Raw genomic sequence first — 24,988 nt, 5'->3', positions numbered from 1 at the left:
TATCCGCCCGAGGGTGCTTGAACCCAATCCGCTTCAGATGGCCGCCGGTCCGGCCGATGCGAAGGGCAGCGAGCCGGGGCAGCGAGCCCCGACGCGTCGTCCCGTCTGTCGAGAGGTCCGCCCGTGAGCAGCGCTCCAACGTCCGAGCTGGCCGGTCAGTCCGGCCGCGCGCCGTCCGCCCTTCCCGGCGACCCGCACGGGGTCGGCGTGCGCATGATCCAGGCGGTCAACGGCGTGGTGCGGGGGTCGGAGAACACCGTCGGGCTCGTGGTGTGCGCCCTGCTTTCCGGCGGCCACGTGCTGGTCGAGGACCTGCCCGGCACCGGCAAGACCACGCTCGCCAAGGCTGTCGCCCGGGCGGTCGGCGGCTCGTTCGCCAGGGTCCAGGGAACGGCCGACCTGATGCCGGCCGACGTCACCGGCTCCGGGGTCTGGGACGACCAGCAGGGTGGCTTGCGCTTCGTGCCCGGACCGGTCTTCGCCAACGTGTTCCTGGTCGACGAGCTCAACCGCGCGGCGCCGCGCACCCAGTCCGCTCTCATGGAGGCCCTCGACGAAGGCGCCGTGACCAGCGACGGCGTCCGGCACGAGCTGCCCGACCCGTTCTTCGCGATCGGCACGCAGAACCCGTCCGACCAGCACGGCACGTTCGCGCTGCCCGAAGGCGAGCTGGACCGCTTCGCACTGCGGGTCGGCGCGGGCGAGCTGGACCTGCATACCGAGATGGCCGTCGTTCGCGAGCAGCTCGTAGGGCCGACGGTGCAGAACGTCTCCCCCGTCGTCACCCTGGCCGACCTGCGTCAGGCCAGGGCAGCCGTCCGCACCTTGCACGTGGCCGAGCCGGCGATGGCCCACGCGGTCGCCGTCGTGCGGGCCACCCGCTCGCACCAGCAGGTGGCGCAGGGCGCCAGCTCGCGAGCCGCGCTCGCTCTCGTCCGCGCCGCCCAGGCCCGGGCCGCCCTGGCCGGGCGTGACTACGTCACTCCGGACGACACCAAGGCGGTCGCCGTGTCAGTCTTGGCCCACCGGATCGTGCTGCACGGCGCGACGGCCGCACCCCGCGACGCCGCCCAGCGCGTCGTGGCGGACCTGCTGGCTCGGGTACCGGTCCCGCTCGGCACGTGAGCCGGCCGCCGTATAAGCCGACGGCACTCAGCGGCGCGCTGGTCGCGGTGGCCGGAGTGCTTCAGCTGCTGTACATGCTGACGGCGAACCGCTGGCTGGTCCTCGGCGCCGCCGCCGTGGCAGGGCTCGCGCTCACCGGGCACCTGATGCGTCCGGACCTGTCCGCCGTGCGCATCTGTATCGGCGGTGCGCGGCGGAGCCGAGCCGGCGAGCCGGTCCGGCTCGAGCTGCACGTGCACAACGACGGACGCCGGGTACTGCCACCAACCCGGTTCACGCTGGCACTGGCCGGCGTCGCCGGCGAGCTGCTGGTGGACGTCGACGCGGTCCACCCTTCCGACGTGGCCCCGGCCCGGCTCACCCCGACCACCTTGGTTCGGGGCGTGTACCGCGGTTCGGTGGTCTCCTGCTCACTCACCGACCCGTTCGGGCTGGTCCGCACCCGGCGAACCTGGCAGGACGATCGAGAGCTGCTGGTCGTCCCCGCGGCCGCCGAGGCGACAACCCCGGTGCTGTCCAGCGTGCGGACGACGGCTCGCGCCCGTGCGTCGGTGACCGGCACCGAGGAGCTCGCCGGGCTGCGGCCCTGGCGCACCGGCGAGGACCGGCGCGCGGTGCACTGGCGCGCCTCCGCTCGGCGTGGCCGCCTGGTCGTCGTGGAGCGAGACGTGCCGGACCTGCCCACCCGCTGGGTCCTCGTGCTGGTCGGGACACCGGCCGGCCCCGCCGACGAGGCGGCACTGGCCACCGCGGCGGCCACCTGGGCGGACCAGGTGCGTCGCGGCCATGACGTCAACGCGCTGGCCTGGCGGGCTGACGGCACCCGCTACGAGGAGCCGGACGCCGCACCGCAGGGCGTCGAGGACTGGTTCGCCCGGATCGCCACGCTGGCGGTGCCGAGCGGCGCACTCGTCCTGGAGTCGTTGCCCGAGAACACCGACGCACTCACCGTGGTCGCTTCCGAGTCCACCCCGGCCGGATGGCTGGACGAGCTCACCCACCACGCCGCTCGACAGGGCGTGCGGGTGTCGGTCGGTCTGGTGCCGGTCGGTCGGGTGCCGGTGCAGCGATGAGCAGCCAGCGAGGTGCCACCGCGGACAGCGTCCGCGACCTGCCCCTGCGCGGCTGCGTACTGGCGCTGGAGCTGGCTGCCGCGGCGTCCGTCGGCGTCGCGCAGCTGGTGCCGTGGACGGCGGTGGGCGGGACGGCGCTCGCGCTGGTCGTTGTCGCGCTCGCGGCGGCTCACGGCGGGCACCGCATGCTGCGCACGACGCTCGGTTTCGCCAGCCTGCTGGTCGCCGCGGGGGTCTGCCTGGCGAGCTCCGGCATGGGCAGCACGAGCCTGGCCTTCGCCACGCTGTGGCTGATGGTCACCGCGCAGCTGGCCGCCGACACGCTGCGCGAGCTGTGCGTCACCGCGCTGCTGGCTCTCGCCCTGATGCTGCTGCCCGGCGGCCTGGCGCCCGCCCCGGCGCTGACCGCCCCCTGGCTGGTGGGGTGGGTGGCGGCGGTCAGCACGCTGGCGCTGGCCGTCCGGCGATCGGCCCACCCGGACGGCGCTCATGCCCGGGCACGGGCCAGCCAGACCCAGGGGGCGGGCCGTCGCGTCGCCGGCCCGATCGCCGTCGCCGTGGGCGTCTCCCTGCTGGCCGCCCTCGTCGCCGCCCTGCTGATGCCGACTCCGCAGGGATCGGCGGCGCAGCGGATGCAGGCACTGTCCCGGTTGGCCGGCAAGCAGCCGCCCCAGACGCAGCAGCGCAGTGCGTCGAGCTACCTGGGTGGCGAGCTGGACATGCGCAACCGGGGCGAGCTGCCTTCGACGCCGGTCGCGCACGTCCCGGCGGCCAGCGCCCTGTACTGGCGCTCGGGGACGTTGTCCCGGTACGACGGGGTCACCTGGCGAGCGACCCGCGGTTCGATCTCCGCAACGGCGGTGCCGGCCCAGTCCGGGCAGTACCTGATCGCTGCGGCGTTGGCGGACGCCGCCGACCCCTCGCTGCGCGGACGGCCGGTTCACGAGGACCGGGTGACGATGCTGGCTCCGGCCAGCGGCTTCCTGCTCGTCCCTGGTCAGGCGGAGAGCGTGCGGACCGACCAGGGCAGCCAGGTGGTCGTGGCGAACGGCAGCCTCGTCTACGCCGCCGGAACCGCCGGGACCTCGTTCGGCTACTCCGTCGCCTGGACCCCCGCGGCAAGCGCCACGGACGAGCCGGGTCCCGCCGTCAGCTCCGCGGCTGCGGCGCAGTCCCCACCGGGCGACTGGCTCCAGTTGCCGCCGTCGGTCACGGCACGAACCCGTGCCCTGGCGACGCAGGTGACCGGCGGGGCGACGACGCGCGGCGAGCAGGTCGCGATGGTCGAGCACTACCTGTCCAGCACGTACCCGTACCGGTTGGACTCCCCCGTGCCACCGCCGGGCCAGGACGCGGTCGACCACTTCCTGTTCGATGCGAGGACGGGGTTCTGCGAGCAGTTCGCCGCGGCGGAGGTCGTGCTCCTGCGCAGCCTCGGCGTGCCGTCCAGGATGGCCACCGGCTACGCCTTCGGCAGTGTCCAGGGCGACGTCCGGGTGTTGCGCGGCAAGGACGCGCACGCCTGGGTCGAGGTGTGGCAGCCCGGCTCCGGCTGGCTGACCTCGGACCCGACGCCCGGCGGCACCCCCTCCACCGGCGCAGCCGCCAGCAACCCGCTGATGGACGCGGTGCACAAGGTGATGTCGTCCACCCGCACCCGTTGGCTGGTCGCCGGTGGACTGCTGCTGCTCGGCGGCGCGGTCGCGGGGATCGTTCTGCTCGTCGGACGTCGACGCCGCGCACGTGCACTTGCCGTGCCGGTCGCCCGGGGCTCGATGGACCCGTTGGCGTGGACGGTGTGCATCGCACTGGACGAGCTGTGCCGAGCCTTGCAGGAGGCCGGCCGGCCATCGCCACCGGCCGAGACGCTCGCCGAGCTGGCCAGGCGGGTGCCCGAGGTGCCGCCTCGGGCGTTCGTGACGGCCGAGCGGGTGATGTACGGACGTCGGGTACCGGCGCAGGACCTGGTGGACGAGGCAGTGCGCGACCTGGGAAACGGGACCCGCTTGATCCGCAGCCAATTGCAGGCCACCACGAGGAACTGATCAAAAAGTCGGGCTGACAGGATTTGAACCTGCGACATCTTCGTCCCAAACGAAGCGCGCTACCAAGCTGCGCCACAGCCCGTGGTGCCCGCATCCTACTTGACCCGGGACGACGTCCCGCCCAAGGTCACCGCGACCCGCGAGCCTCCTGGACCTGTGTGACGACACGGTCCGCGCCGTTCGCTCGGCCTGTGCCTCGGCCTCCGCGAACGCGGTGAGGTCCGCGCTGAAAACGGCGTCCCTTTGGATCTGCCGGGCCCGCTCGACCCGCTCGTCAGAGCTCATCGGCCCCAACCTTGCTTCGCATCCGACGTCCCGGGGCACCTGTGCGTCGGCGCTCGCCGGGCCGGTAGTCTGTGCGCGGTCCCTCGACCTGGCACGGCTGGGCGGGGGCATCGCGCGGGTGTAGCTCAATGGTAGAGCCCCAGTCTTCCAAACTGGCTACGCGGGTTCGATTCCCGTCACCCGCTCCATAGGTCGTAGGTGGGAGGGCAGGCCCTCTCACCTGGGCAAACGCGGGAACTGGTGGCTCTGGACCGGGATCGGTCGAGGATGGTCCGGAGGGACCAAAGCCACAGGTCAGCCACTGGCCCGCGGAGTTGCCCGGAAACGCGGCGATCCGTCACCGTGCTGGTCGGCGTGGACGAGGTGGAGGACCCGGCGACCGGCCTCGTGTCGGGGCAGATCGTCGGGCTGCCAGGCAACCTGCACCAGGCCCACGATGGCGCCGCACTACGACGCCGGGGGTCGCCGGGTGGTGCGAAACAACGCGGCGACACGACCGCTGGTGGACAAGGAACTGCTGGACATGTACCTGGACCGGGAGGGCGAGCGGTTCGAGCGGCGCTCCCGGCGGACCTGCTCTGGAGCCTGGAGCGCATCGAGGCCACGGTCGAGCAGCTCGGACAGGTTGAGGCCGCGGCATAGTCGACACCTCAAGCAGGCTGCACGGACTGCGGAAAGCTGAACACGTTGCCGGGGTCGAACGCCTTCTTGATCGAGCGGAGCCGCGGGTAGTTGGTCCCCCAGTACGCGGCGCCGTAGTACTTGATGTCCGCGCTGAGGTAGTTGACGTACGCGCCGACGCCGCACCAGGAGTACATCGAGTCGCGCATGTCGCGCACATAGGCGTCCATGGGCGCTGGGTCGCTTGTCGCCGAATCCCAATTAGCGCGGTACTGCACGTCGGCGATCGCTGACCGATGAACAAACGCGGTGTCGGCGACTGGCACCCGTGCCACCGCACCGCCCAAGGCGTCGAGCGAAGCGCTAGCTCTGCGCATGTTCGGCACGTTCAGACCAGCGGACACCCGGTCCAGCATGGTCTGTATGCCGCTCGGCGGCAGAGGCTGGCTGAGGATCCCCGAGGTCGCGGCAAAGGGACCACGCTGCTGGATCGCTGGACCAGAGGGCTGACACGCTTCGTAGGACGTGCAGCCAGCCTCGGCGAGCATCGCCCCCATGTACGTCTTCTTCTGTAGCGAACGTTTCGTCGGTGTCGCCCGCGTGCTGGTCACGAAGCCGTTGAGTATGGGGGTCAACTGTGCCGCCGGCCCAGTCCAGGTGCCAACCACCTCGCATGTCCGGGAGTGCGTCGGGTTCGTTGCGTAGAGGTGTGCGAACGACGAGAGCCGCGGGTCCGCCACAGGTGCCCAATGTTGCCAGGCGTCGATGACGCCAGCCGCCGCCTGCCACGCGAAGGTGAGGCTGTACATCGCTACCGACGGTGCTGGCCGCAGGGCCACGTCGAAGGACGTGACCGCTCCGAACGAGCCGCCGCCTCCCCCTCGAAGTGCCCAGAAGAGGTCAGGGTCGTGGGTGTCATCGACCCGACGAAGCCCGCCGTCCGGGTAGACCACGTCGGCACCGAGCAGGCTGTCCAGTGTCAGTCCCCACGATCGGGACATAACGCCGATGCCACCACCAAGAATCAGCCCGGAGACTCCGACGTCAGAGCACGTGCCGCCGCCCACCGCCAGCCCCTTGGCAGAGACGGCCTGGTAGATGTCGATGAGCCGCGCCCCGGCCCCGATGCGCGCCACCCTGGCAGTCGTGTCGACGGCGACCGATGCCATCAGCCGCAGATCGAGTACGAGACCGGGACATGTTGACCAACCCGTGTATGAGTGTCCGCCCGACCTGATCGCGAACCTGATGCCGGACATTTGCGCGAAGGCGATGCACGCCGCGACATCTGCCCCGCCGGCGCAAAGCGAGACGGCCGCCGGGAACAACCCGTTGAACCGGGCGTTGCTTCCGTGGGCGTAGGGGGCGTACCCGTTGTCCCCCTGCACGTAGAGCGGGCCCACCAGGTGAGAGCGCAGCGTTGCCCAGTCTGGTGACGGGGCTGAGCGCGCTTCGACGTGACGACGGGAAGCAGGAGCGGACGGCAAACCCGTTGCGACCCCCACGCCAAGGGCACTCAGGCCGATCCCTCTGAGAACCGTTCTGCGAGGGAGGTCAGGTGTCGGGCACATCGATCCCCCTAACACTGCGATGTCCAGCTGCTCCGCCTTAGGACACCGTGCACCTGCGGCCGTCAACGCGTCAATGGACCGACCGAGGTCCGGGCGGCCAGATGTCGACGACGGCTGGTCTGCAGCGCGATGGAAGTTCTGCGGCCGATGAACGTGTGCCTTGCTTCAGCGGTCTGCGACCGGTCGCGCCGTTGGCACCGACGTCTCGCCTCTGGCGGTCGTCGCGGCGAAGCCCTCGACCAGTGCGGCGACAGCACTACGCCAGAAGGCTTGTGGGTCGGGCGTGAGCAGGTTTCCGCGCAGTTCGACCCAGGCGATGCCCTCGCAGAGCGCGTCGAACTGCTGCGCGGCCTCGAACACGGTTCGGTCGCCGAGGAGTCCTGAGTCTGCCAGCGGCTCGAACCGTCGCTGCAGCGTGGCGAACGCGTCGACGGCCGCGTCGCGAAACAGTGGCCACCCTGCGGCCGATGCCCGGTGGAACGCGACAGAGAACAGGGCGGGATGCTCCAGCGCGAACCGCCGGAACACCAGGGCGGCCTCTACGACGTCCGCCACCGGATCACTGGTGGCGGGTAGCGCGTCGACCTGACTCGCCAGCAACCGCATCGCTCGCATACCCAGCGCCCCGACGAGGCCGTCCTTCGCGCCGAAGAGCGTGTAGACGGCGCGCGTAGTCGTGCCGGCGTCGGCCGCGACGAGGCGAAGCGCCAGGGCGTCCAGTCCATCGACAGCGATTCGCTGCTCGGCGGCATCGAGCAGAGCCTCAGCCAGCTTCTCGTCATGCTCCCGGGGTCGGCTCACGCTTGCCAACATACCGTAACACTGTTACCGTAACAACGTTACGATTCGTTTCCTGCGGGAGGTGCACCATGACAACGGCCACGGGGACGAGATCGGCGCTCGCTTACGAGATCGCCGGGACGGGGCCGCCGCTCGTCTTGATCCACGGCCTGACGTTCAACAGGACGACGTGGCGACCGGTCGTCGAGCAGCTCCACGGAGCAGTGCAGACGATCGCGATCGACATGCCGGCGCACGGGGATACCGGCGGCCCACCGACGACGGCCGAAGAGGTTGCCGAACGCGTGCACGACCTCCTGGTCGACCTCGGCATCGTGCGTCCAGTCGTAGTCGGGCACTCGTACGGCACCGCGGTTGCCAGCCTGTACGCCGCCCGCCATGCCTGCGCCGGCCTGGTCATGGTCGATTCCGGGCCAGAGATCCAGCCCTTCGCCGAGCTGATCCATCGCGTGGCACCTCTGCTGCGCGGACCCGGCTTCACCGAGGCCTGGACGATGTTCGAGAACTCCCTTGGGTTGGAACTGATCCCGGAGCCCGGGCAGACGCTGGTTCGCGACACACACCGGGTCGACCAGCAGGTGGTCCTCGGCTACTGGGAGCAGATGCTGAGCACTCCCCCGGCTGAGTTCCAGTCTTGGATCGACACGGTGATGCGCCGCATCGAGGTCCCGGTGCTCGCCGTGTACGGCCACCCCGTATCCGACGGCGACCAGCGACGGCTCGACCAGTGGGACGACGTAACCATCGAGGTGCACCCCGGTGACGGCCACTTCGTGCACCTGGTGGACCCCGCCCGCTTCGCCGCGAGCCTGCAGGGCTTCATCGACCACTGCGCCCGCACCGAGTAGGGATAGGGGCGCTGCTGCTAGCCGGGGCGTCTACCCTTTGAAGCTGTCGCTGCTGCGGCCGTGGGGCTCAAACGCCGATCGCGGTCGCCGCCCTGGAGCCGCACCCTCTCGCTGACTCCAGCGTCACCACGGCTCGCGAGCTTGCGCCGGTGACCGTCCCTCCAGGCGATCATTCGCTGCTTCATCCTCGCGAACGCTGGACCGGCCCGCGCACGCGTGTCGGCGCCACCCGACACACTTGCCCCGTGACGCGCTGGGTGCTGCACGTCGACCTCGACCAGTTCCTGGCCGCGGTCGAGGTGCTGCGCCACCCCGAGCTCGCCGGGCTGCCAGTTGTGGTCGGCGGCGACGGCGACCCCACCAAGCGCGGCGTGGTCAGCACCGCCTCATACGAGGCTCGGGCGCTCGGCGTCGGCTCGGGCACTCCGCTGCGCACCGCCGCCAGGCGGATCCCGGACGCCGTGTTCCTGCCGGTCGACCGGCCGCACTACGAGCCGATCTCCGAGCAGGTCATGGCGACGCTGCGCGAGGTCACCGACGAGGTCGAGGTGCTCGGCTGGGACGAGGCGTTCCTCGGCGTGGACGACCCGCCGGACGACGACCCCGAGGCGGTGGCCCGCGAGGTGCAGCGCCGGGTGCTGGCCGCGACCGGGCTGCACTGCTCGGTCGGCATCGGGCGCAACCGGTTGCAGGCCAAGACGGCTACCAGCTACGGCAAGCCGGCCGGCGTCTTCCGGATCACCGGAGCAACGTGGTTCGACCTGCTCGGCGACCTGCCACCGGACGCCTTGTGGGGCATCGGGTCCAAGACGTCCCGCAAGCTCTCCGAGCTCGACATCACCACGGTCCGGACGCTCGCCGAGACGGACGAGGACGCCCTGGCCGCGCGCTTCGGCCCGACGACCGGCCCGTGGCTGCGCCGGCTCGCCGCTGGCCGGGACAGCGCGACGATCCGCAGCACCCCGCGCGAACGCAGGTCGCTGGGCCGCGAGGTCACCTTCCAGCAGGACCTGCACGACTGGGACGACGTCCGGGCCCAGGTCGTCGAGCTGGCCAACCGGGTCGCCGCAGAGGTCGCGGAGTCGGGGGTGGACGCCGTCCGAGTGGTGATCAAGCTGCGCTTCGTGCCGTTCACCACCCGCACCAGCAGCCGGGTGCTGCCCGCGCCGACGACCGCTGCGGCGGCGATCGAGCAAGCGGCTCTCGAGGCGTTCGACCGCTTCGCACCCCGCGCGGTGCGGTTGGTCGGCGTGCGTGCGGAGCTGATCCGCACCTGACCTTGCCGCCCGGCGACGCTCAGACGTCCGCCTGGCCGCTGACCATCCGGACCAGGTGCTCGTACTCCTCCCGCATCCGCGGGTTCGCCAGCCGCTCGTCGTCCGGCGTCCGGCCGGCGAGCACGGCGTCGAGGTATCGCCGGTCGGCGTCCAGACGTGCGACCGGTGCGGACGTCGGACTCCCGTGCCCGGGCACCAGCACCGAGGCCTGGAACACGAACGGCGCCAACGCGTCCAGGCCCGCTAGGTAGGCGGGCAGGTCGTCCGGCCAGAACGGCAGCGGGACCTCGACGTCGCTGAGCATGTCGCCGACTACGAGCACGCCCCGGTCGGGCGCCCAGAGCGCGGCGTGCCCCGGGGCGTGGCCGTCGTGGACGACGACCTCGAAGCGCTCCGCGACACCGTCCGGTCCGAACGGCTGGGGCAGCACGTCACTGGGCAGCGGTTCAACCGCCGCGAACACCTCGAGCACGTCCGGTGGGTAGTGCGGCCCGAGATAGGCGAGCAGCTCGTCGGCGTGATCGCGGGCGGCAGCGGCACCGCGCGCTGACGCCCACCGCGGCACGTCACCGAGCCGCCGGTGCCAGAGCAGGTGGTCGTGGTGCGGGTGCGTGGAGAACCCGGCGGTCACCGACACACCGAGGACTGCGACCTCGTCCGCGATCGCCTCGAGCTCGTCGGGCAGCCACGCCGGGTCCACCAGCAACCCGCGCCCCCCCCGCGACGAACAACGTCGACGTGGTCGCCATCCTGCGGCTGGTGCGGACGTAGACGTGGTCGACGACCGGGATGAAAGCCACGCACCCGACCGTAGCGAGTCGGGGTCAGGGGTAGGACACCACGTTGCTGGTCCCGAAGCTGCCGACCACCGCAGTGCCGGCGTCGTTGACGGTGTGCTCGATCCCGCCGCTGCCGTTGAGGAACACCGTGACCATGTCGTGCAACGACATCCCCGGGCGCTTGGGCACCTCGATCGCCCGGTCCGCCCGGATGTCGACGCCCTGGTTGAAGAAGGAGTAGACGCCGAGTCCGTAGGCGGTGTGGGTGTGCACGGTCCATGGCACCCGGTACGACGCGTATCCCTGACCGGTGGGGCTGGTCCAGGCCGCCTGGCTCGGCGGGTCGTACGGCATCTCGCTCTGGTAGAAGATCGTCGTCCCGCGCTCACCTCGCCAGATCGTCTGGTACCGCTGGTAGTGCTCTACGAACAGCCCGTACGCCGTGACGTCGTCCCCGTTGACGTTGACGCCGGTGGCCGCGGTGTTCTGGGTCCAGCCCACCCCGTTGCCGTGGTCGGCGCGCCAGGCCCACACGTCGTCCAGGAGTGTGTCGTCGCTGTTCACGACCAGGCTCCGGGTGGCCTTGCCCTCCCACGGGCCGCCGACCCGGAAGAACACGTCCTGCACGGAGATCGGGTTCGCCGAGTGGTCGTGGTGGCGGACGACCCCACCGATCCGGGCCAGCACCGCTGAGTTCTGCGGACCGGCGTCGATGGTCAGGCCGGCGATCCGGATGCCGTCGCCGTCGGCCACGGCCAGGGCAGGCGTGCCGTTGTCGGGCGTCAACGTCGCCATGCCGAGGCCGAGCACCACGGTGTTCGGACGGTTCACCACGAGCGCGCGGTCCAGGTGGTAGACGCCGGGCGTCAGGAGCAGGTTCTTGCCGTGGGACAACGCCTTGTTGATCGTGCGAGCACTGTCGCTGGGCTTGGCGATGAAGAAGTCAGTGATCGGTACCGAGCTGCCCGCCTCGGGATCAGCGCCACCCCACGTCGTCCCAGAGCTGTTGTGCTGCAACGCAGGCAGGAACACCCGGTAGGCTCCGTCGTCGTCCACGTAGAGGTACGGCTTCTCGCGGGTGACCGGGCTGGTGGGCAGGACGGTGTACGGGTTGCTCGGGTAGTCGGCTGCGGGTGCGCCGGTCACGCCGGAGAACACCTGGTTCCACACGCCGTTCGTCCAGATGTCACCGAGCACGCTGTTGCGGGTCAGCCACTGCTGCTGCGAACCGTTGATCGTGATGCCGTCGACCTTCGAGTCGGCCAGGTAGCCACCACTGGAGAAGCCGCCGTTGCCCGGCTCGAGCCACAGGATTCCCTTGATGTGTACCCGGCGCATCGGCGCGGCCTGCGACACGGCCCACTGGTTCGACCAGTCCGTCGGGGTCACCGAGAGGTTCTCGGCCGAGCGCCAGAAGTTGGTCAGGGCCGAGATTCCGGCCGCCGAGCCCGGGTCCGGCTGGCCGACGACTCGAACGGCGCCGGTGATGTCGACGTCGTCCGGCGACCGGCCCAGCCCGGCGACCGTCTCGTAGTAGCCCAGGTTGGCGTTGGCGTCGTAGTGGCCGGGCTTGAACAGCACCGCGTACCGGCTGGTTCCCATCTCGTTGCTGTTCTGCTCCGCGTAGAGCTGGTCCAGCTTCGCTTGGATGTCGGCGGTCGGGGTCGTGGGGTCGAAGACGAAGACGTTCGGACCGAAGTCCGGGTCCGTGGCGTCCGCGGCGGCGCTGGGCGCGACGGCGACGGCACCGACCGCGGCGACGGACAGGCACGTGGTGGCGACGGCAACAAGCACGGTCCGGCGGGAGCGGGTGGTCAGCATGAGTTCTACCGATCGAGGCTGGTGGGCCTGCCGGAAGCGTTTACGGATCGGACCCGCACCTACTGACGGCCGGACCAACTCGGATGGAGTGGTCGATTTCTACCGCAAACGCCAAGACAGCACCAGACCTCGTTCTCCACCCACCGATCGCGGCGTCCACCGTCAGGCGCCCATCGGACCTACCCTCGAGTGGACGCCGCGGACCAGGAGGTTGCGATGCGCACCATGACGCGCGACGAGGCGGTGGCGTTCCTCGCCGCGGGTACTCGCACCGGCAAGCTCGCCACCGCGGGCGCGGACGGCAACCCGCACGTGGCACCGATCTGGTTCCTGGTGGACGGCGACGACCTCGTCTTCACAACGGCCCAGACCAGCCTCAAGGGCCGGCACCTGCGCGCCAACCCCCGGGCCAGCCTCGCGGTCGACGACGACACGTTCCCCTTCTCGTTCGTCGTCGTGCGCGGACCGGTGACCATCGACGACGAGCCGGCGGACCGAGCCACCTGGACGACGCGGCTGGCCGCACGCTACGTGCCGGCCGGCCTCGCACCGGAGTACGGCGAGCGCAACGACGCTCCGGGCGAGTCGCTGGTGCGGTTGCGGATGACCAAGGTGATCGGGCAGGCCGAGATCGCGATCTAGCCACGGTCCGGCTCCGACGAAACCCGGATGACGTGGTGGGCACTCTTCGCCCAGCATGGCGTGGTGAGCTCCGACCCGATCCGACCCCGCATCGACCCCGAGACGGCCGCGGACCACGACGCGATCCGCGACATCGTCCGGGCTGCCTTCGCCGACCACCAGGAGGTCGCCGACCTCGTGGACGCGATCCGCACCTCGCCGCAGTTCGTGCCTGAGCTGTCGCTGGTGGCGAGGTGGGACGACGAGGTGGTCGGGCACGTGATGGTCAGCCACACCGACCTGGTCGAGGTGGACGGCAGGCGGCACCGGACCTTGAGCCTGTCACCGCTTGCCGTCAAGCCGGCCCTGCAGCGCAGGGGAATCGGTTCGGCCCTCGTCCGGTCGGCACTTCACGTCGCGGACACGCTCGGCGAGCCGCTCGTCGTCCTCGAGGGCGCCCCGGCGTACTACTCGCGATTCGGTTTCGTCGACTGCCGCACGCTCGGGATCCAGGTCGACCTGCCGGACTGGGCGCCTCGCGAGGCCGGACAGGCCTACCCGCTGACCGGCTATCACCCGGGTCTGCGCGGCCGGTTGGAGTACCCGCCGGCGTTCGCCGCCGTGCTGGAGTGAGTTTCCCGCGATACTCAGCCCATGAGCGAGCCGAAGCACCTCGCCCGCCCGTGGCGAGCCGCCATGCGCGGTCGCGACCCTGACGAGCAGCACCGCACCTCGACCTCGCTGGAGCTGCTGTTCGACCTCACCTTCGTGGTCGCCGTCTCGCTGGTGTCCGCCGAGCTCGCACACGCGATCGTGGACGGCTCGGACGTCGGCAGCGCGCTGGTCAGCTACCTGATGACGTTCTTCGCCATCTGGTGGGCATGGGTGAACTTCACCTGGTTCGCCTCGGCCTACGACAGCGACGACGTCCCGTACCGGCTGCTCACGCTGCTGCAGATGCTGGGGGTGCTGATCCTGGCTTCCGCTGTGCCGCAGCTGTTCGAGCACCACGACTTCACCTGGGCGGTCATCGGGTACGTGGTGATGCGGATCGCACTGGTCGCCCAGTGGCTGCGTGCCGCCGCCGGCGACCCGACGCACCGGACGACGGCCCGCCGCTACGCGGTCGGGGTCACCACGGTGCAGGTCGGCTGGCTGGCGTTCCTGGCACTGCCCCAGTCCTGGCAGATGCCCGCGTTCCTGGTGCTCATCACCCTCGACATGCTCGTCCCGGTGTGGGCCGAGCGGCGCGGAGTGACGCCCTGGCACGCCGAGCACATCGCCGAGCGCTACGGACTCTTCGTGATCATCGTGCTCGGCGAGTGCGTGCTCGGCGCCACGGCAGCCGTGCAGCGGACGTTGCAAGGTGCCAATGGTCTTTCGGTGGCCCTGGCCCTGACGGGGGTGGGCGGCTTGGTGCTGGTGTTCGCGGTCTGGTGGCTGTACTTCCTGCGGCCCTTCCCCGAGCAGCTGGACCGCGGCTCGGGTGCGATCTTCGCCTGGGGCTACGTGCACTACGGCGTGTTCGCGGCGCTGGCGGCCCTGGGCGCCGGCCTCGAGGTGGCCGCCGAGACGGTCGGGCACCACGGGGCCGACGGCGCGGGTCACGACGCGAGCGCCGCCTGGGCGCTGGCCGTCCCGGTTGCCGCCTTCCTGGTGCTGCTGACCCTGCTCGGCCGGATCGTCGGCATGACCAGCACCACGGACGTGGTGGGCAAGGTTGTCGCGGCCGGGGTCGTGCTCGCCGTTCCGCTGGTGCTCCCCCAGCCACCCGGGGCCGTCCTTGCTGTCAGCGTCCCGGTGATCGCCCTGGTCGCTCGCGGGGTCTGGCAGCAGCACCGAAACCACCGTCTCAGCCTGCAAGACGGTGGGATCATCGCCTGAGATCCTGGTGTTTGCTCCTGACATGGCACACCCACGCTTCCCGCGCACCGTGGACGACGTCACCGTGCGCGTCATCGCCGGCGAGGTGCTCGTCGTGACCGTGCTGGCACTGGTGACCCGCCAGCCCTGGCTGTACGGCGTCCTCGCGGTGGACTTCCTGCTGCGCACGGTCTTCGGTCCCGCTCTGAGCCCCTTCGCGCGCCTGGCGGCGACCACCATCCGACCGCGGCTGAAGGCATCGCCGCAGCCGACGCCGGGGCCGCCCAAGCGGTTCGCCGCCGGGATCGGGGCGTTCATGACGGTCGCCGCGACGCTGACCTACTACGTCGCCGGCTGGACGACGTTGACCTGGCTGATCGGCGCGGTGATGGTCGTGTTCCCGTTGCTGGAGGCCGGGTTCGGCATCTGCGCGGGCTGCATCGCGTTCAGCGGCCTGATGCGGATCGGCGTTATCCCGCGCTCGATCTGCGAGGAATGCGCCGACATCCGGCTGCGGCTGACGTCCGCCCAGCGGGCACGGCTCGCGGTCGTCGACGCCATCCCGGTGGCGGACGGCGTGGTCAGCTCACCGCAGCCCTCGCCGCAGCAGGCTCAGCCGGCGAAGACACGCTCCAGGTAGGCGTTGCCGAACAGCCGAGCCGGGTCAACCCGGTCCCGCACGGCCATCGCGTCACCGAACCGCGGGTACAGCTCGGCGAGCTGCTCGCCGTCCAGCGAGTGCATCTTGCCCCAGTGCGGCCGACCCTCGTACGAGCGCAGGATCGACTGCACCGCATCGAAGTACCGGGTGTGGTCCATCCGGTGGTACTGGTGCACCGCGACCCAGGCGGTGTCCCGGCCGTACGCGGTGGACAGCCACGGCTGGTCGGCCGCGCCGAACCGCACCTCGACCGGGAAGGGCAGCCGCTCACCGCTGCTCTCGACCCAGCCGTCGATCTCGCGCAGCACCTCGGGTAGCGCCGCCCTCGGCATCGCCCACTCGCTCTCCCGGAACCGCACCGACCGCGTCGACGCGAACACCTTGTAGGACTCGTCGGTGAACTCGCGTGCGCTGAGCGCACGGGCACTGACCGCGTTCAGCCGCGGCACCGCTCGCGGTGCCAGCGTGGCGACGCGGTTGAGCACCTCGAACAGGCGGTTGGACAGCAGCTCGTCGTCAACGTACGCCCGCGCCCGGCTCAGCGGAGCCAGCGGCGAGCCCTGCGGCACCCGGTTGTTGCGCTTGGTCAGGGTGCGGTGGGTGTGCGGGAACCAGTAGAACTCGAAGTGCTCGTTGGCCGCGATGAAGTCGTCGAGCCCCTCCAGCACCTCGGCCAACGGCATCGGCGTCTCGACTGCGTGCAGCGCGTAGGCCGGCTCGCACTGCAGCGTCACCGCCGTCACCACGCCGAAGGCGCCGAGACCGACCCGGGCCGACTGGAACAGGTCCGGGTCGTCGTCCGGGCTGCACCGGGCCACGGAGCCGTCGGCCAGCACCAGCTCGAGCGCGCGGACCTGGTCGGAGATGCCGCCGAACCGCCCGCCGGTGCCGTGCGTCCCGGTGCCGATGGCGCCCGAGATGGTCTGCACGTCGATGTCACCGAGGTTGCTCATCGCCAGCCCCTGCGCGGCGAGCGCCGGCCCCAGCGCATGCAGCGGCCAGCCGGCACCCACGGTGACCAGCCCGTCGCCGTGCACCTGCAGCCGCCGCTCGAGGCGGTCCAGCTGCAGCTGGACGCCGTCGGTCACCGCGACCCCGGTGAAGGAGTGCCCCGACCCGACCGCCTTGACCCGCCGTCCGGCGTCGGCCGCCGCCAGCAGGACCCGGGAGACCTCGTCGGCGTCCCTGGGGTGCACGACGGCGGCGGGATTCGCGGTCTCGGTGCGAGCCCAGTTGGTCCAGGTAGCGGCGGTCACTGACCGATGATGACGCACCACCCTGGGTGGGCGCCTCCCCGACACCCGCGCCACCCGTACGGACGCAGCACCGCAGCGCTCGCGACGGCGGGCGGGCATGATGGTCACGTGGACGACCTCGGCAAGCGACTGGACACCGCGACGGCGCACCTCGACCCGCCGCTGGCGGTGGTGGACCTCGACGCCTTCGACGCCAACGCCGAAGACCTGCTGCGCCGTGCCGGTGGGGTGCCGATCCGGGTGGCCAGCAAGTCGGTGCGCTGCCGCGACCTGGTGGCGCGCGCGCTGTCCCGCCCCGGGTTCGCCGGCGTCCTCGCCTTCTCGCTGCGCGAGGCGATCTGGCTGGTGCGCACCGGGACTACGCACGACGTGGTGGTCGCGTACCCGACGTCCGACCGAGCTGCGCTGGCCGAGCTGGCCGCGGACGACGAGCTGCGCGCGGCCATCGCGATCATGGTGGACGACGAAGCCCAGGTCGCGATGGCGGCCAAGGCGGTCTCCGACACCGGCAACACCTTGGCCGAGCAACCGCTGCGGCTGTGCCTGGACATCGACTCCTCGCTGCGGATCGGGCCGCTGCACCTCGGCGTGCGCCGCTCGCCGCTGCGCACCCCGGACGACGCCGCCCGGCTGACCCGGTCGGCGTCCCGCCAGCCCGGGCTGCGGGTGGTCGGCGTGATGTTCTACGAGGCGCAGGTGGCCGGGCTGCCGGACCGCAACGCCGGTGTCCGGCTGGTCAAGCGCCGCTCGCTGGCCGACCTCGCAACCCGGCGGGCGGCCGTGGTCGACGCGGTGGCCGGCGCGAGCGAGCACCCGCTCGAGCTGGTCAACGGCGGCGGCTCCGGGAGCCTCGAGGCCACCGCCGCCGACCGCGCGGTCACCGAGCTGACCGCAGGCTCCGGCTTGTACTGCCCCACCCTCTTCGACGGGTACCGAGCATTCGTCCCGCGGCCGGCTGCGTGGTTCGCACTGTCGGTGACCCGCCGACCCGCGCCGGACATCGCGACCTGCTTCGGCGGCGGCTACATCGCCTCCGGACCGACCGGCAAGACCCGCCAGCCCCTGCCGGTGGCGCCGGCCGGGCTCAAGCTGCTCGGCGCCGAGGGCGCCGGCGAGGTGCAGACGCCGGTCCGTGGCAAAGCCGCGGCGTCGCTCCAGGTCGGCGACCGGGTGTGGTTCCGGCACGCCAAGGCCGGCGAGCTGTGCGAGCGGTTCGACGCGCTCCAGCTCGTGCAGGGCACGCGGGTCGTCGGCACCGCGCCTACCTACCGGGGCGAGGGCCAGACCTTCGGCTGAGCCGCGGCTGCGACCGCGGGGTCACTGCTTCGACTCACTGCCGCCAGATCACGGCCGCCAGATCACGGCCGTCAGATCACCGCCGCCAGATCACTGCCGCCAGATCAGCACCAGCGCGCGGTCGTCGGTCTCGCCGGCCAAGGCGTCCTCGACGATCCGTCGGGCGCCGCCGCGGAAGCCGTCCCGCACCATCCGCTCGGCCTGGCCGAGCATCCGGTCGATGCCGACGTCCAGGTCGCGGCCGGGGATCTCGACCACCCCGTCGGTGTACATCAGCAGTGCGTCGCCGCGCTCGAGGGTGCCGACCACGCCCGGGAAGTTCACGCCGTCCATCACCCCGAGCAGCGGGCCACCGCCGCCGGTGGTCAGCGTCCAGCGGCCTGAGCCCGCCTGGAAGTGCGCGGCCGGCGGGTGCCCCGCCCCCGCGATCCGGTACCGGCCGGTGACGAAGTCGAGGTCAAGGTGCACCGCGGTGGCGAAACCCTCATCCCAGCGCTGGCGGAGCAGGTACTGGTTGGCCGCGTGCAGGAAGTCGTGGGCGGGCATGGCGCCGAGCAGTCCGCCGAAGGCACCGGAGAGCAGGAGCGCCCGGGTACCGGCCGCCGCACCCTTGCCACTGACGTCGACCAGGGCTACCTCGAGGTGCGAGCCGTCCGTGGACCGGCTGGCCACCAGGAAGTCCCCGGAGAACGAGTCGCCGTACGCCGAGCGGAGCACCGACTCGACCTGCCAGCCGGACGGCAGCGCGGGCATCTCGCCCTGCATGCGCAGCCGGTCACGAAGGTCGACCAGCATCGCCTCACCGAGGTTGCCCTGCAGACCCAGCCGAGCCCGGCTACGCGCCACGACCCACATCAGCAGGGCCATCGCGGCCAGCACCACGACCAGTCCGCGGTTGAGGCCGACGTCGCGCACGAGCTGCACGTAGACCAGCCCGGCGAGCACCATCGCGTCCAGCACTGCCAGGGCCAGCGGTCGCAGCAGGAACCCGCCGGCCACCAGCACGATCGCGAAGGACGACGCGGGCACCCAGTCGTCGTAGTTGATGGTGGCGGCCGTGATCGCAACGGTCAGGACGGTCAGACCGCCGAACTGGAAGGCGGTGCTCGGCAGGATCTGCCGGCGCACTCGCGAGCGCACGCGCCGCATGAACGGGGCACGCCTACGGGGCGTGTCCCTCGCACGCCGCGCGGTGACCACGGCGAAACCCTACTGACCCGCGGGCCAGGTGCCGCGGACCTGACCGTCTGATGACCTATGTCGCGGGACGGGGTGTTCCGTTCGGTCCGCTCAGGTCGGACGCTGCTCGACCAGCCCGACCAGGTTCTGCTCGCTGTCACGCACGAAGGCCATCCACTCGGCCGTCCCCGCGGGCCCGAGCCGGTCGTCCTCGTGGGTGAAAATGACGTGCGGCTCGCCCTCCACCGGCACACCCTGCGCCCGGAGCCGTTCGACCATGGCGGGCAGGTCGACCACCGCCAGGTACACCAGCGAACCGGGCGCGCCGCGGTCCAGCAGCAGCCGGACCCCGTCCAGGTCGAAGAACGCCAGCCCCGGCGGGTCGTAGGTGGCTCGGTGCTCCAGCCCGACGACGTCCCGGTAGAACGCGACGGCGCGGTCGAGGTCCTGCACACCGACGGCGACCTGGACGAGTCTCATGGCGCTGACCCTAGCCATCGCCGCCGGTCGAAATGCGTTGCGTGCAAGCGTGCGGCTGGTCAGGCTGAGGGGTATGCCGTCTGCCGAGCTGCCCGCCGTACCCAGTGTCGCCGGTTCCGTGGTGGCGCTGACCCAGGAGCACGCCGCCGACGTGCTGTGGCTGGACCAGGCCGCGTTCGTCTCGCCGGACGACCCGGGCCACCAGATGGACTTCTTCGAGTGGGACCGCACGTTCGGCGTGCGGTCCGGCGACGGGCAGCTCGTCGGCGCCAACACCGCCTACAGCCTCAAGGTGTCGCTGCCCACCGCTGAGCGCGGAGAGCGGGTCGTGCAGGTGCCGATGGCCGGGCTCAGCTGGGTCTCGGTGCATCCCGGCTACCGCCGGCGCGGGGTGCTGTCGGCGATGATGCGGCACCACTTGCACGAGGTGCACGCCCGTGGCGCCGAGCCGGTCGCCGGGCTGCACGCCTCCGAGGCGGCGATCTACGGACGGTTCGGCTACGGCCTGGCCACGGTGGGCTACGTGGTCACCCTCGGCCGGGGAGCAACCCTGCGACCGCTGCCCGGCGACGGCCCCGGCACTGGCACCGGCACGCCGGACTCCGCGGACGACGGGCTGCGGCTGACCTTCTTCACCGCCGACTTCGACCAGCACGGCAAGGTGGTGGCCGACCTGTACACCCAGGACTGCCTACGGCGTCCCGGCATGGTCGACCGCACCCCAGCGCTGACCCGGGACATGATGCGGATGACCGAGCTGCAGCTGCAGAAGGACGAGCCGGTCCGGCTGCTGCTCGCCGAGCGGGACGGCGAACCGGTCGGCTACGCGCTGCTGCGCAGGAGCATGTCCTGGAAGGACAGCTCGTTCGACGGCACCACCAGGGTCTTCGACCTCGCCGCCAGCGACCGGGCGACCGAGCACCGGCTCTGGCAGGCGGTCTCCGACTTCGACCTCACCACCAGGACGCAGGTCTACCGGGTGCCGACAGACAGTCCGCTGCTGACCTGGCTGGTGGACGCGCGCTCGGTCCGGCCGACCCGGACCGACGAGCTGTGGCTGCGTGTCGTGGACGTCGACCGGGCCCTGTCCGCCCGCGGGTACGCAATGCCCGTGGACGTCGTGCTGTCCGTCACGGACGAGGTCTGCCCGTGGAACGCCGGCTCGTGGCGGCTGGTCGGCGGTCCCGACGGCGCGTCCTGCGAACGCACGGACGCCGCCCCGGACCTGTCGCTCGACGTTCGCGAGCTGGGTGCCGCGCTCCCGGGCGGCTCGACGCTGGCCGCTGCGCGGACGGCCGGGTTGGTGCGCGAACACACCTCGGGCGCCGTGGGGAGGCTGTCCGCGGCGATGCGGTCAGCCGTGGAGCCGGCGACGACGTTCGGCTTCTAGCTGTCAGCCGGTCAGCTGTCGGCGTTGGGCCACGGCGGGAGCTCCTCGTGGTCCTCGTACCGAGACACCATCGCCAGTCGGCGACGGTGCCGGTTGTCTTTGGTGAAAGTGGTGGCCAGGAACGCGTCGACGATCGCGGCCGCGTCCTCCAGCGAGTGCATCCTGGCCCCGATCGAGACGACCTGGGCGTCGTTGTGCTCGCGGGCCAGCTGTGCGGTCTCGACGCTCCAGGCCAGAGCGGCCCTGATGCCGAGCACCTTGTTGGCGGCGATCTGCTCGCCGTTGCCCGAACCCCCGACCACCACGCCGAGGCTGCCCTCGTCGCTGCGGACCCCGGTGGCCGCGCGCAGCACAGCCACCGGGTAGTCGTCGTCGGGATCGAAGCGGTCGGGACCGTGGTCGACCACGTCGAACCCCTGCGCGAGCAGGTGGTCCACGAGGTGCACCTTCAGGTCGTACGCGGCGTGGTCACCGCCGATATGGACGCGCATGGGGACACTCTGCCACCAACCCGGCCCCGGCGGTAACGCCCGCTTCAGTCGAAGATCGGGCCCTGGGTCCGGCTGCGCTTGAGCTCGAAGAAGCCGGGCGTCTCGGCGACCAGGAGGCAGCCGTCCCACAGCCGGCCGGCCGCGTCGCCCTTGGGCGCGGGGGTGACCACCGGGCCGAAGAACGCGACACCGTTCACCGCCACGACCGGCGTGCCGACGTCCTGACCGACCAGGTCGATGCCCTCGCTGTGGCTCGCACGCAGCGCGTCGTCGTAGTCCGTGCTGTCGGCCGCCTCGATCAGGTCGGCCGGCAGGTCGAGCTCGGCCAGCGCCCCCGCGATGGCGACCTTGTAGTCCTGCTCCCCGCCGGGGTGGATCCGGGTGCCCAGGGCGTCGTACAGCTTCTTGACGACATCGTCGCCGAACTGCTTCTGCGCCGCGACGACCACCCGTACCGGACCCCAGGCGGCCTTCATCTTCTCGGCGTACTCGGCCGGCAGGTCGCGGCCCTCGTTCAGCACGCCGAGGCTCATCACGTGCCAGCTGACCTCGACGTCGCGCACCCTCTCGACCTCTTCCATCCAGCGCGAGGTCATCCACGCCCAGGGACAGATGGGGTCGAACCAGAAGTCGACCGACGTGGTCTCAGAGGTCTCAGAGGTCTCAACAGGCACTTCAGCTCCAGGATGCAGGGATTCACAAGCGTCGCGACGCACCCCATCTGGGCCGTCAATTGCGCCAACCCCGAAGCGCGTTGGGACATTCCGCGATCCGTGGGAGCATGGAACGCGCGCCCCTGAGCGACTGCCGACCGCCGCCCGCTGTCGTCGTCCGCGCACTCGTTGATCCCGATCGAACGGATGCCCCTGTGCCTGGCATGAACCTGACCCGCGACGAGGCGGCGCAGCGCGCCACCCACCTCGCGGTCCAGTCCTACGACGTCGGCCTGGACGTCACCACCGGCCCGGAGGTCTTCCGGTCGACGACCGTGCTGAGGTTCACCAGCACCGAGCCGGGCTCGAGCACCTTCGTCGACCTGGTGGCCCGCGACGTGCACGAGGTCGTGCTCAACGGGCGCGCCCTCGACCCGGCCGCGGTCTTCGCCGACTCGCGCATCCAGCTGGACGAGCTGTTGGCGGACAACGAGCTGCGCGTCGTCGCCGACTGCCCGTACATGAACACCGGCGAGGGCCTGCACCGCTTCGTCGACCCGGTCGACAAGGAGGTCTACCTCTACAGCCAGTTCGAGGTGGCCGACTCCCGGCGCGTGTTCGCCGCCTTCGAGCAGCCCGACCTCAAGGCCGAGTTCACCTTCACGGTCACCGCACCCAACCACTGGACAGTGGTCAGCAACCAGCCCACGCCGGACCCCGAGCCGCTGCCCGAGGGCAAGGCCGTGTGGCGGTTCGCGCCGACCCCACGCATCTCGTCGTACATCACCGCGATCGTCGCCGGCCCCTACCACGTGGAGCGCAGCTCGCTGACCAGCGCGGACGGCCGGGTCATCCCGCTCGGCGTGTTCTGCCGGTACTCCCTGCGCGAGCACCTGGACGCCGACAACATCGTCGAGGTCACCCGCCAGGGCTTCGAGTACTTCGAGCGCGTCTTCGACATGCCCTACCCGTTCGAGAAGTACGACCAGCTCTTCGTCCCGGAGTTCAACGCGGGCGCGATGGAGAACGCCGGCGCGGTGACCTTCGTGGAGACCTACGTCTTCCGCTCCAAGGTGCCCCAGGCGATGGTCGAGCGCCGCGCGCTGACCGTGCTGCACGAGCTGGCCCACATGTGGTTCGGCGACCTGGTCACGATGCGCTGGTGGGACGACCTCTGGCTCAACGAGTCCTTCGCCGAGTGGGCCAGCACCAGCGCCCAGGCCGAGAACACCCGTTGGCCGTGGGCCTGGACGACGTTCGGGGTCGCCGAGAAGTCGTGGGCGTACCGCCAGGACCAGATGCCCACCACGCACCCGATCGTGGCCGACATCCGCGACCTCGAGGACGTCGAGGTCAACTTCGACGGCATCACGTACGCCAAGGGCGCCTCGGTGCTCAAGCAGCTCGTCGCCTACGTCGGCGAGGAGGAGTTCGTCCAGGGGCTGCGCCGCTACTTCAAGGCGCACGCCTGGGGCAACACCGAGCTGGTCGACCTGCTGCGCGAGCTCGAGGTGACCAGCGGTCGCGACCTGCGCGGATGGAGCGCGCAGTGGCTGCAGCGCGCCGGCGTCAACACCCTGGTGCCCGAGGTCGACCTGGACGACGAGGGCCGCTACCGGTCGGTCGCCGTCCTGCAGACCGCGCCGGCGGCGCACGGCGTGCTGCGTCCGCACCGGCTCGCGATCGGCTGCTACGACCTGGTCGAGGGCCGGCTGCAGCGCACCGACCGGATCGAGACCGACGTCATCGGCGATCGCACCGAGATCCCCGAGCTGGCCGGGCGCAAGCGCGCGGACCTGCTGCTGGTCAACGACGACGACCTCGCCTACTCCAAGATCCGGCTCGACGAGCACTCGTTCGAGACCGCGGTCGGGCACCTGGACCGCTTCGGTGACTCGATGCCACGGATGCTCGTGCTCGGCGCGGCGTGGGACATGACCCGCGACGCCGAGGTGCCCGCCCGCCAGTTCGTCGAGCTCGCGCTGCGCGCGATCAGCACCGAGGCCGACTCCACCGTGCTGCGGCTGCTGCTGGCCCAGCTCACCACCACCTCGCGGCTCTACACGAGCCCCGAGCACCGGGCGGACGTCGTCGGCCAGGTGGCCGCCTCGCTGCTCGAGATGGCTCGCTCCGCCGAGCCGGACAGCGACCGCCAGCTCCAGCTCGTGCTCGCGAGCGCCAGCGCTGCTCGCCAGCCCGAGCACGTCGAGGCCGTACGCGGCCTGCTCGACGGCACCGGCCCGCTGCCGGGGCTGAGCGTGGACGCCGACATGCGCTGGGCACTGCTGACGTCCCTGGTCGCGGCCGGTGCCGCCGGCGAGGACGAGATCGAGGCCGAGCTGGACCGCGACTCGACCGCGAACGGGCAGCGCGCGGCGGCGTTCGCCCGGGCCACGGTGCCGACGGCGCAGTCCAAGGCCGCGGCCTGGACGAGCGTGGTGGACGAGGGCGAGCTGCCCAACGCGATGCAGGAGTCGATCATCGGTGGCTTCGCGCGGGTGCACGACGCAGACCTGCTTCGCCCCTTCGTGGACCGGTACTTCGCGTCGATCGAGCAGGTCTGGACGACCCGGACCAACGAGATCGCCCAGCAGATCGTGGTCGGGCTGTTCCCGACCGTGCTGGCCGACGAGGCCCTGGTCTCGGCGAGCGACGCCTGGCTCGAGGCACACCCGCAGGCAGTGCCGGCCATGCGCCGACTGGTGTCGGAGAACCGCGACGGTGTGGCCCGAGCCCTGCGAGCGCAGGCCCGCGACCACCAGGCCTGACCCAAGGCTTGCTCCCCCCAACCCGCATTACTCAGCTCAGACCGCTCGCAGAGCCTTCGCGAGCGGTCTGAGCTGAGTAAGGGT

General features: G+C 71.2%; 21 protein-coding genes and 2 tRNA genes. 13 read left to right on the top strand and 10 right to left on the bottom strand.

The features are described from left to right. Nucleotides 1–123: 123 nt before the first annotated feature. From ACPPVT_RS07015 to ACPPVT_RS07005, 3 genes are read left to right on the top strand one after another with little or no spacing between them, the layout of a single operon-like run. Nucleotides 124–1,125, top strand: coding sequence for an AAA family ATPase (locus ACPPVT_RS07015; protein WP_426566292.1), 1,002 nt, complete (start codon nt 124–126; stop codon nt 1,123–1,125). Beyond that, nucleotides 1,122–2,198 carry a DUF58 domain-containing protein gene (locus ACPPVT_RS07010; protein WP_426566291.1) on the top strand — a complete coding sequence of 359 codons (1,077 nt, stop codon included), beginning with the start codon at nt 1,122–1,124 and terminating at the stop codon, nt 2,196–2,198. The genes ACPPVT_RS07015 and ACPPVT_RS07010 overlap by 4 nt, the downstream gene beginning before the upstream one ends. Beyond that, the gene (locus ACPPVT_RS07005) at nt 2,195–4,243 is read left to right on the top strand and encodes a transglutaminase TgpA family protein (RefSeq protein ID WP_426566290.1); all 2,049 of its coding nucleotides are present in this window, start codon (nt 2,195–2,197) and stop codon (nt 4,241–4,243) included. Before ACPPVT_RS07010 ends, ACPPVT_RS07005 begins: the two co-directional genes overlap by 4 nt. 8 nt (nt 4,244–4,251) lie before the next feature. On the opposite strand, the gene ACPPVT_RS07000 is transcribed toward ACPPVT_RS07005, so the two are convergent. Further along, nucleotides 4,252–4,325: transfer RNA gene (locus ACPPVT_RS07000), tRNA-Pro, on the bottom strand. Between the two features lie 317 nt (nt 4,326–4,642). On the opposite strand from ACPPVT_RS07000, the gene ACPPVT_RS06995 reads away from it, so the two are divergent. Continuing rightward, nucleotides 4,643–4,716: transfer RNA gene (locus ACPPVT_RS06995), tRNA-Gly, on the top strand. 462 nt (nt 4,717–5,178) lie between these two features. Here the strand turns inward: ACPPVT_RS06995 and ACPPVT_RS06990 are convergent. Both ACPPVT_RS06990 and ACPPVT_RS06985 read right to left on the bottom strand, forming a co-directional pair. Beyond that, the gene (locus ACPPVT_RS06990) at nt 5,179–6,654 is read right to left on the bottom strand and encodes an FAD-binding oxidoreductase (protein ID WP_426566289.1); all 1,476 of its coding nucleotides are present in this window, start codon (nt 6,652–6,654) and stop codon (nt 5,179–5,181) included. A gap of 231 nt (nt 6,655–6,885) precedes the next feature. After that, nucleotides 6,886–7,521, bottom strand: a complete 636-nt coding sequence (locus ACPPVT_RS06985; protein WP_426566288.1) for a TetR/AcrR family transcriptional regulator — start codon at nt 7,519–7,521, stop codon at nt 6,886–6,888. A 68-nt stretch (nt 7,522–7,589) separates the two neighbouring features. On the opposite strand from ACPPVT_RS06985, the gene ACPPVT_RS06980 reads away from it, so the two are divergent. Then, complete coding sequence (locus tag ACPPVT_RS06980) at nt 7,590–8,369, top strand: alpha/beta fold hydrolase (protein WP_426566287.1); 780 nt, start codon at nt 7,590–7,592, stop codon at nt 8,367–8,369. Nucleotides 8,370–8,614: 245 nt separating this feature from the next. Next, nucleotides 8,615–9,646: a DNA polymerase IV gene (locus tag ACPPVT_RS06975; protein WP_426566286.1), complete on the top strand. Its 1,032-nt coding sequence runs from the start codon at nt 8,615–8,617 to the stop codon at nt 9,644–9,646. Between the two features lie 19 nt (nt 9,647–9,665). On the opposite strand, the gene ACPPVT_RS06970 is transcribed toward ACPPVT_RS06975, so the two are convergent. Together ACPPVT_RS06970 and ACPPVT_RS06965 are read right to left on the bottom strand one after the other, a co-directional pair. Continuing rightward, nucleotides 9,666–10,346: an MBL fold metallo-hydrolase gene (locus ACPPVT_RS06970; protein WP_426567080.1), complete on the bottom strand. Its 681-nt coding sequence runs from the start codon at nt 10,344–10,346 to the stop codon at nt 9,666–9,668. 124 nt (nt 10,347–10,470) lie between these two features. Next, complete coding sequence (locus ACPPVT_RS06965) at nt 10,471–12,246, bottom strand: adenylyl cyclase (RefSeq protein ID WP_426566285.1); 1,776 nt, start codon at nt 12,244–12,246, stop codon at nt 10,471–10,473. Between the two features lie 216 nt (nt 12,247–12,462). Between ACPPVT_RS06965 and ACPPVT_RS06960 the strand changes: the two genes are divergently transcribed. From ACPPVT_RS06960 to ACPPVT_RS06945, 4 genes are all read left to right on the top strand, one after another. Then, nucleotides 12,463–12,888: a PPOX class F420-dependent oxidoreductase gene (locus ACPPVT_RS06960; protein WP_426566284.1), complete on the top strand. Its 426-nt coding sequence runs from the start codon at nt 12,463–12,465 to the stop codon at nt 12,886–12,888. Nucleotides 12,889–12,951: 63 nt separating this feature from the next. Continuing rightward, nucleotides 12,952–13,500, top strand: coding sequence for a GNAT family N-acetyltransferase (locus ACPPVT_RS06955; RefSeq protein ID WP_426566283.1), 549 nt, complete (start codon nt 12,952–12,954; stop codon nt 13,498–13,500). Nucleotides 13,501–13,521: 21 nt separating this feature from the next. Continuing rightward, nucleotides 13,522–14,751 (top strand): low temperature requirement protein A, encoded by a 1,230-nt coding sequence (locus tag ACPPVT_RS06950; protein WP_426566282.1) that lies wholly within the window; start codon nt 13,522–13,524, stop codon nt 14,749–14,751. Nucleotides 14,752–14,773: 22 nt separating this feature from the next. After that, the gene (locus ACPPVT_RS06945) at nt 14,774–15,370 is read left to right on the top strand and encodes a DUF4395 domain-containing protein (RefSeq protein ID WP_426566281.1); all 597 of its coding nucleotides are present in this window, start codon (nt 14,774–14,776) and stop codon (nt 15,368–15,370) included. Here the strand turns inward: ACPPVT_RS06945 and ACPPVT_RS06940 are convergent. Beyond that, on the bottom strand, nt 15,343–16,647 hold the full coding sequence (locus ACPPVT_RS06940) for a D-arabinono-1,4-lactone oxidase (RefSeq protein WP_426566280.1): 1,305 nt from the start codon (nt 16,645–16,647) through the stop codon (nt 15,343–15,345). The genes ACPPVT_RS06945 and ACPPVT_RS06940 overlap by 28 nt on opposite strands. 108 nt (nt 16,648–16,755) lie before the next feature. Between ACPPVT_RS06940 and ACPPVT_RS06935 the strand changes: the two genes are divergently transcribed. Further along, a complete protein-coding gene (locus ACPPVT_RS06935) occupies nt 16,756–17,943 on the top strand; it encodes an amino acid deaminase/aldolase (RefSeq protein ID WP_426566279.1) in 1,188 nt (395 codons plus the stop codon). A 90-nt stretch (nt 17,944–18,033) separates the two neighbouring features. On the opposite strand, the gene ACPPVT_RS06930 is transcribed toward ACPPVT_RS06935, so the two are convergent. Together ACPPVT_RS06930 and ACPPVT_RS06925 are read right to left on the bottom strand one after the other, a co-directional pair. Further along, a complete protein-coding gene (locus ACPPVT_RS06930; protein WP_426566278.1) occupies nt 18,034–19,092 on the bottom strand; it encodes a PP2C family protein-serine/threonine phosphatase in 1,059 nt (352 codons plus the stop codon). Between the two features lie 141 nt (nt 19,093–19,233). Further along, on the bottom strand, nt 19,234–19,602 hold the full coding sequence (locus tag ACPPVT_RS06925) for a VOC family protein (protein ID WP_426566277.1): 369 nt from the start codon (nt 19,600–19,602) through the stop codon (nt 19,234–19,236). Nucleotides 19,603–19,675: 73 nt separating this feature from the next. Between ACPPVT_RS06925 and ACPPVT_RS06920 the strand changes: the two genes are divergently transcribed. Beyond that, nucleotides 19,676–20,992 (top strand): GNAT family N-acetyltransferase, encoded by a 1,317-nt coding sequence (locus tag ACPPVT_RS06920; protein WP_426566276.1) that lies wholly within the window; start codon nt 19,676–19,678, stop codon nt 20,990–20,992. An 11-nt stretch (nt 20,993–21,003) separates the two neighbouring features. Here ACPPVT_RS06920 and ACPPVT_RS06915 read toward each other — a convergent pair whose 3' ends face one another. Continuing rightward, nucleotides 21,004–21,483 carry a ribose-5-phosphate isomerase gene (locus ACPPVT_RS06915; protein WP_426566275.1) on the bottom strand — a complete coding sequence of 160 codons (480 nt, stop codon included), beginning with the start codon at nt 21,481–21,483 and terminating at the stop codon, nt 21,004–21,006. 44 nt (nt 21,484–21,527) lie between these two features. Beyond that, complete coding sequence (locus ACPPVT_RS06910; protein WP_426566274.1) at nt 21,528–22,079, bottom strand: disulfide bond formation protein DsbA; 552 nt, start codon at nt 22,077–22,079, stop codon at nt 21,528–21,530. A gap of 272 nt (nt 22,080–22,351) precedes the next feature. On the opposite strand from ACPPVT_RS06910, the gene pepN reads away from it, so the two are divergent. After that, nucleotides 22,352–24,904, top strand: a complete 2,553-nt coding sequence (pepN, locus tag ACPPVT_RS06905; RefSeq protein WP_426566273.1) for an aminopeptidase N — start codon at nt 22,352–22,354, stop codon at nt 24,902–24,904. The last annotated feature ends 84 nt before the right edge of the window (nt 24,905–24,988 follow it).

The sequence above is a fragment of the Angustibacter sp. McL0619 genome, from assembly GCF_049994355.1.
Classification (GTDB): Bacteria; Actinomycetota; Actinomycetes; order Actinomycetales; family Angustibacteraceae; genus Angustibacter.
The sequence above is the reverse complement of the archived record's forward strand: the minus strand, read 5'-3'. Positions and strand labels throughout refer to the sequence as shown.

What these genes read in the sequence shown, in the direction of transcription:
- ACPPVT_RS07005 (WP_426566290.1), top strand. Translation starts at nt 2,195, where the DNA reads ATGAGCAGCCAGCGAGGTGCCACCGCGGACAGCGTCCGCGACCTGCCC.
- ACPPVT_RS06980 (WP_426566287.1), top strand. Translation starts at nt 7,590, where the DNA reads ATGACAACGGCCACGGGGACGAGATCGGCGCTCGCTTACGAGATCGCC.
- ACPPVT_RS06965 (WP_426566285.1), bottom strand. Translation starts at nt 12,246, where the DNA reads ATGCTGACCACCCGCTCCCGCCGGACCGTGCTTGTTGCCGTCGCCACC.
- ACPPVT_RS06960 (WP_426566284.1), top strand. Translation starts at nt 12,463, where the DNA reads ATGCGCACCATGACGCGCGACGAGGCGGTGGCGTTCCTCGCCGCGGGT.
- ACPPVT_RS06950 (WP_426566282.1), top strand. Translation starts at nt 13,522, where the DNA reads ATGAGCGAGCCGAAGCACCTCGCCCGCCCGTGGCGAGCCGCCATGCGC.
- ACPPVT_RS06945 (WP_426566281.1), top strand. Translation starts at nt 14,774, where the DNA reads ATGGCACACCCACGCTTCCCGCGCACCGTGGACGACGTCACCGTGCGC.
- ACPPVT_RS06930 (WP_426566278.1), bottom strand. Translation starts at nt 19,092, where the DNA reads ATGCGGCGCGTGCGCTCGCGAGTGCGCCGGCAGATCCTGCCGAGCACC.
- ACPPVT_RS06925 (WP_426566277.1), bottom strand. Translation starts at nt 19,602, where the DNA reads ATGAGACTCGTCCAGGTCGCCGTCGGTGTGCAGGACCTCGACCGCGCC.
- ACPPVT_RS06920 (WP_426566276.1), top strand. Translation starts at nt 19,676, where the DNA reads ATGCCGTCTGCCGAGCTGCCCGCCGTACCCAGTGTCGCCGGTTCCGTG.
- ACPPVT_RS06915 (WP_426566275.1), bottom strand. Translation starts at nt 21,483, where the DNA reads ATGCGCGTCCATATCGGCGGTGACCACGCCGCGTACGACCTGAAGGTG.
- ACPPVT_RS06910 (WP_426566274.1), bottom strand. Translation starts at nt 22,079, where the DNA reads ATGACCTCGCGCTGGATGGAAGAGGTCGAGAGGGTGCGCGACGTCGAG.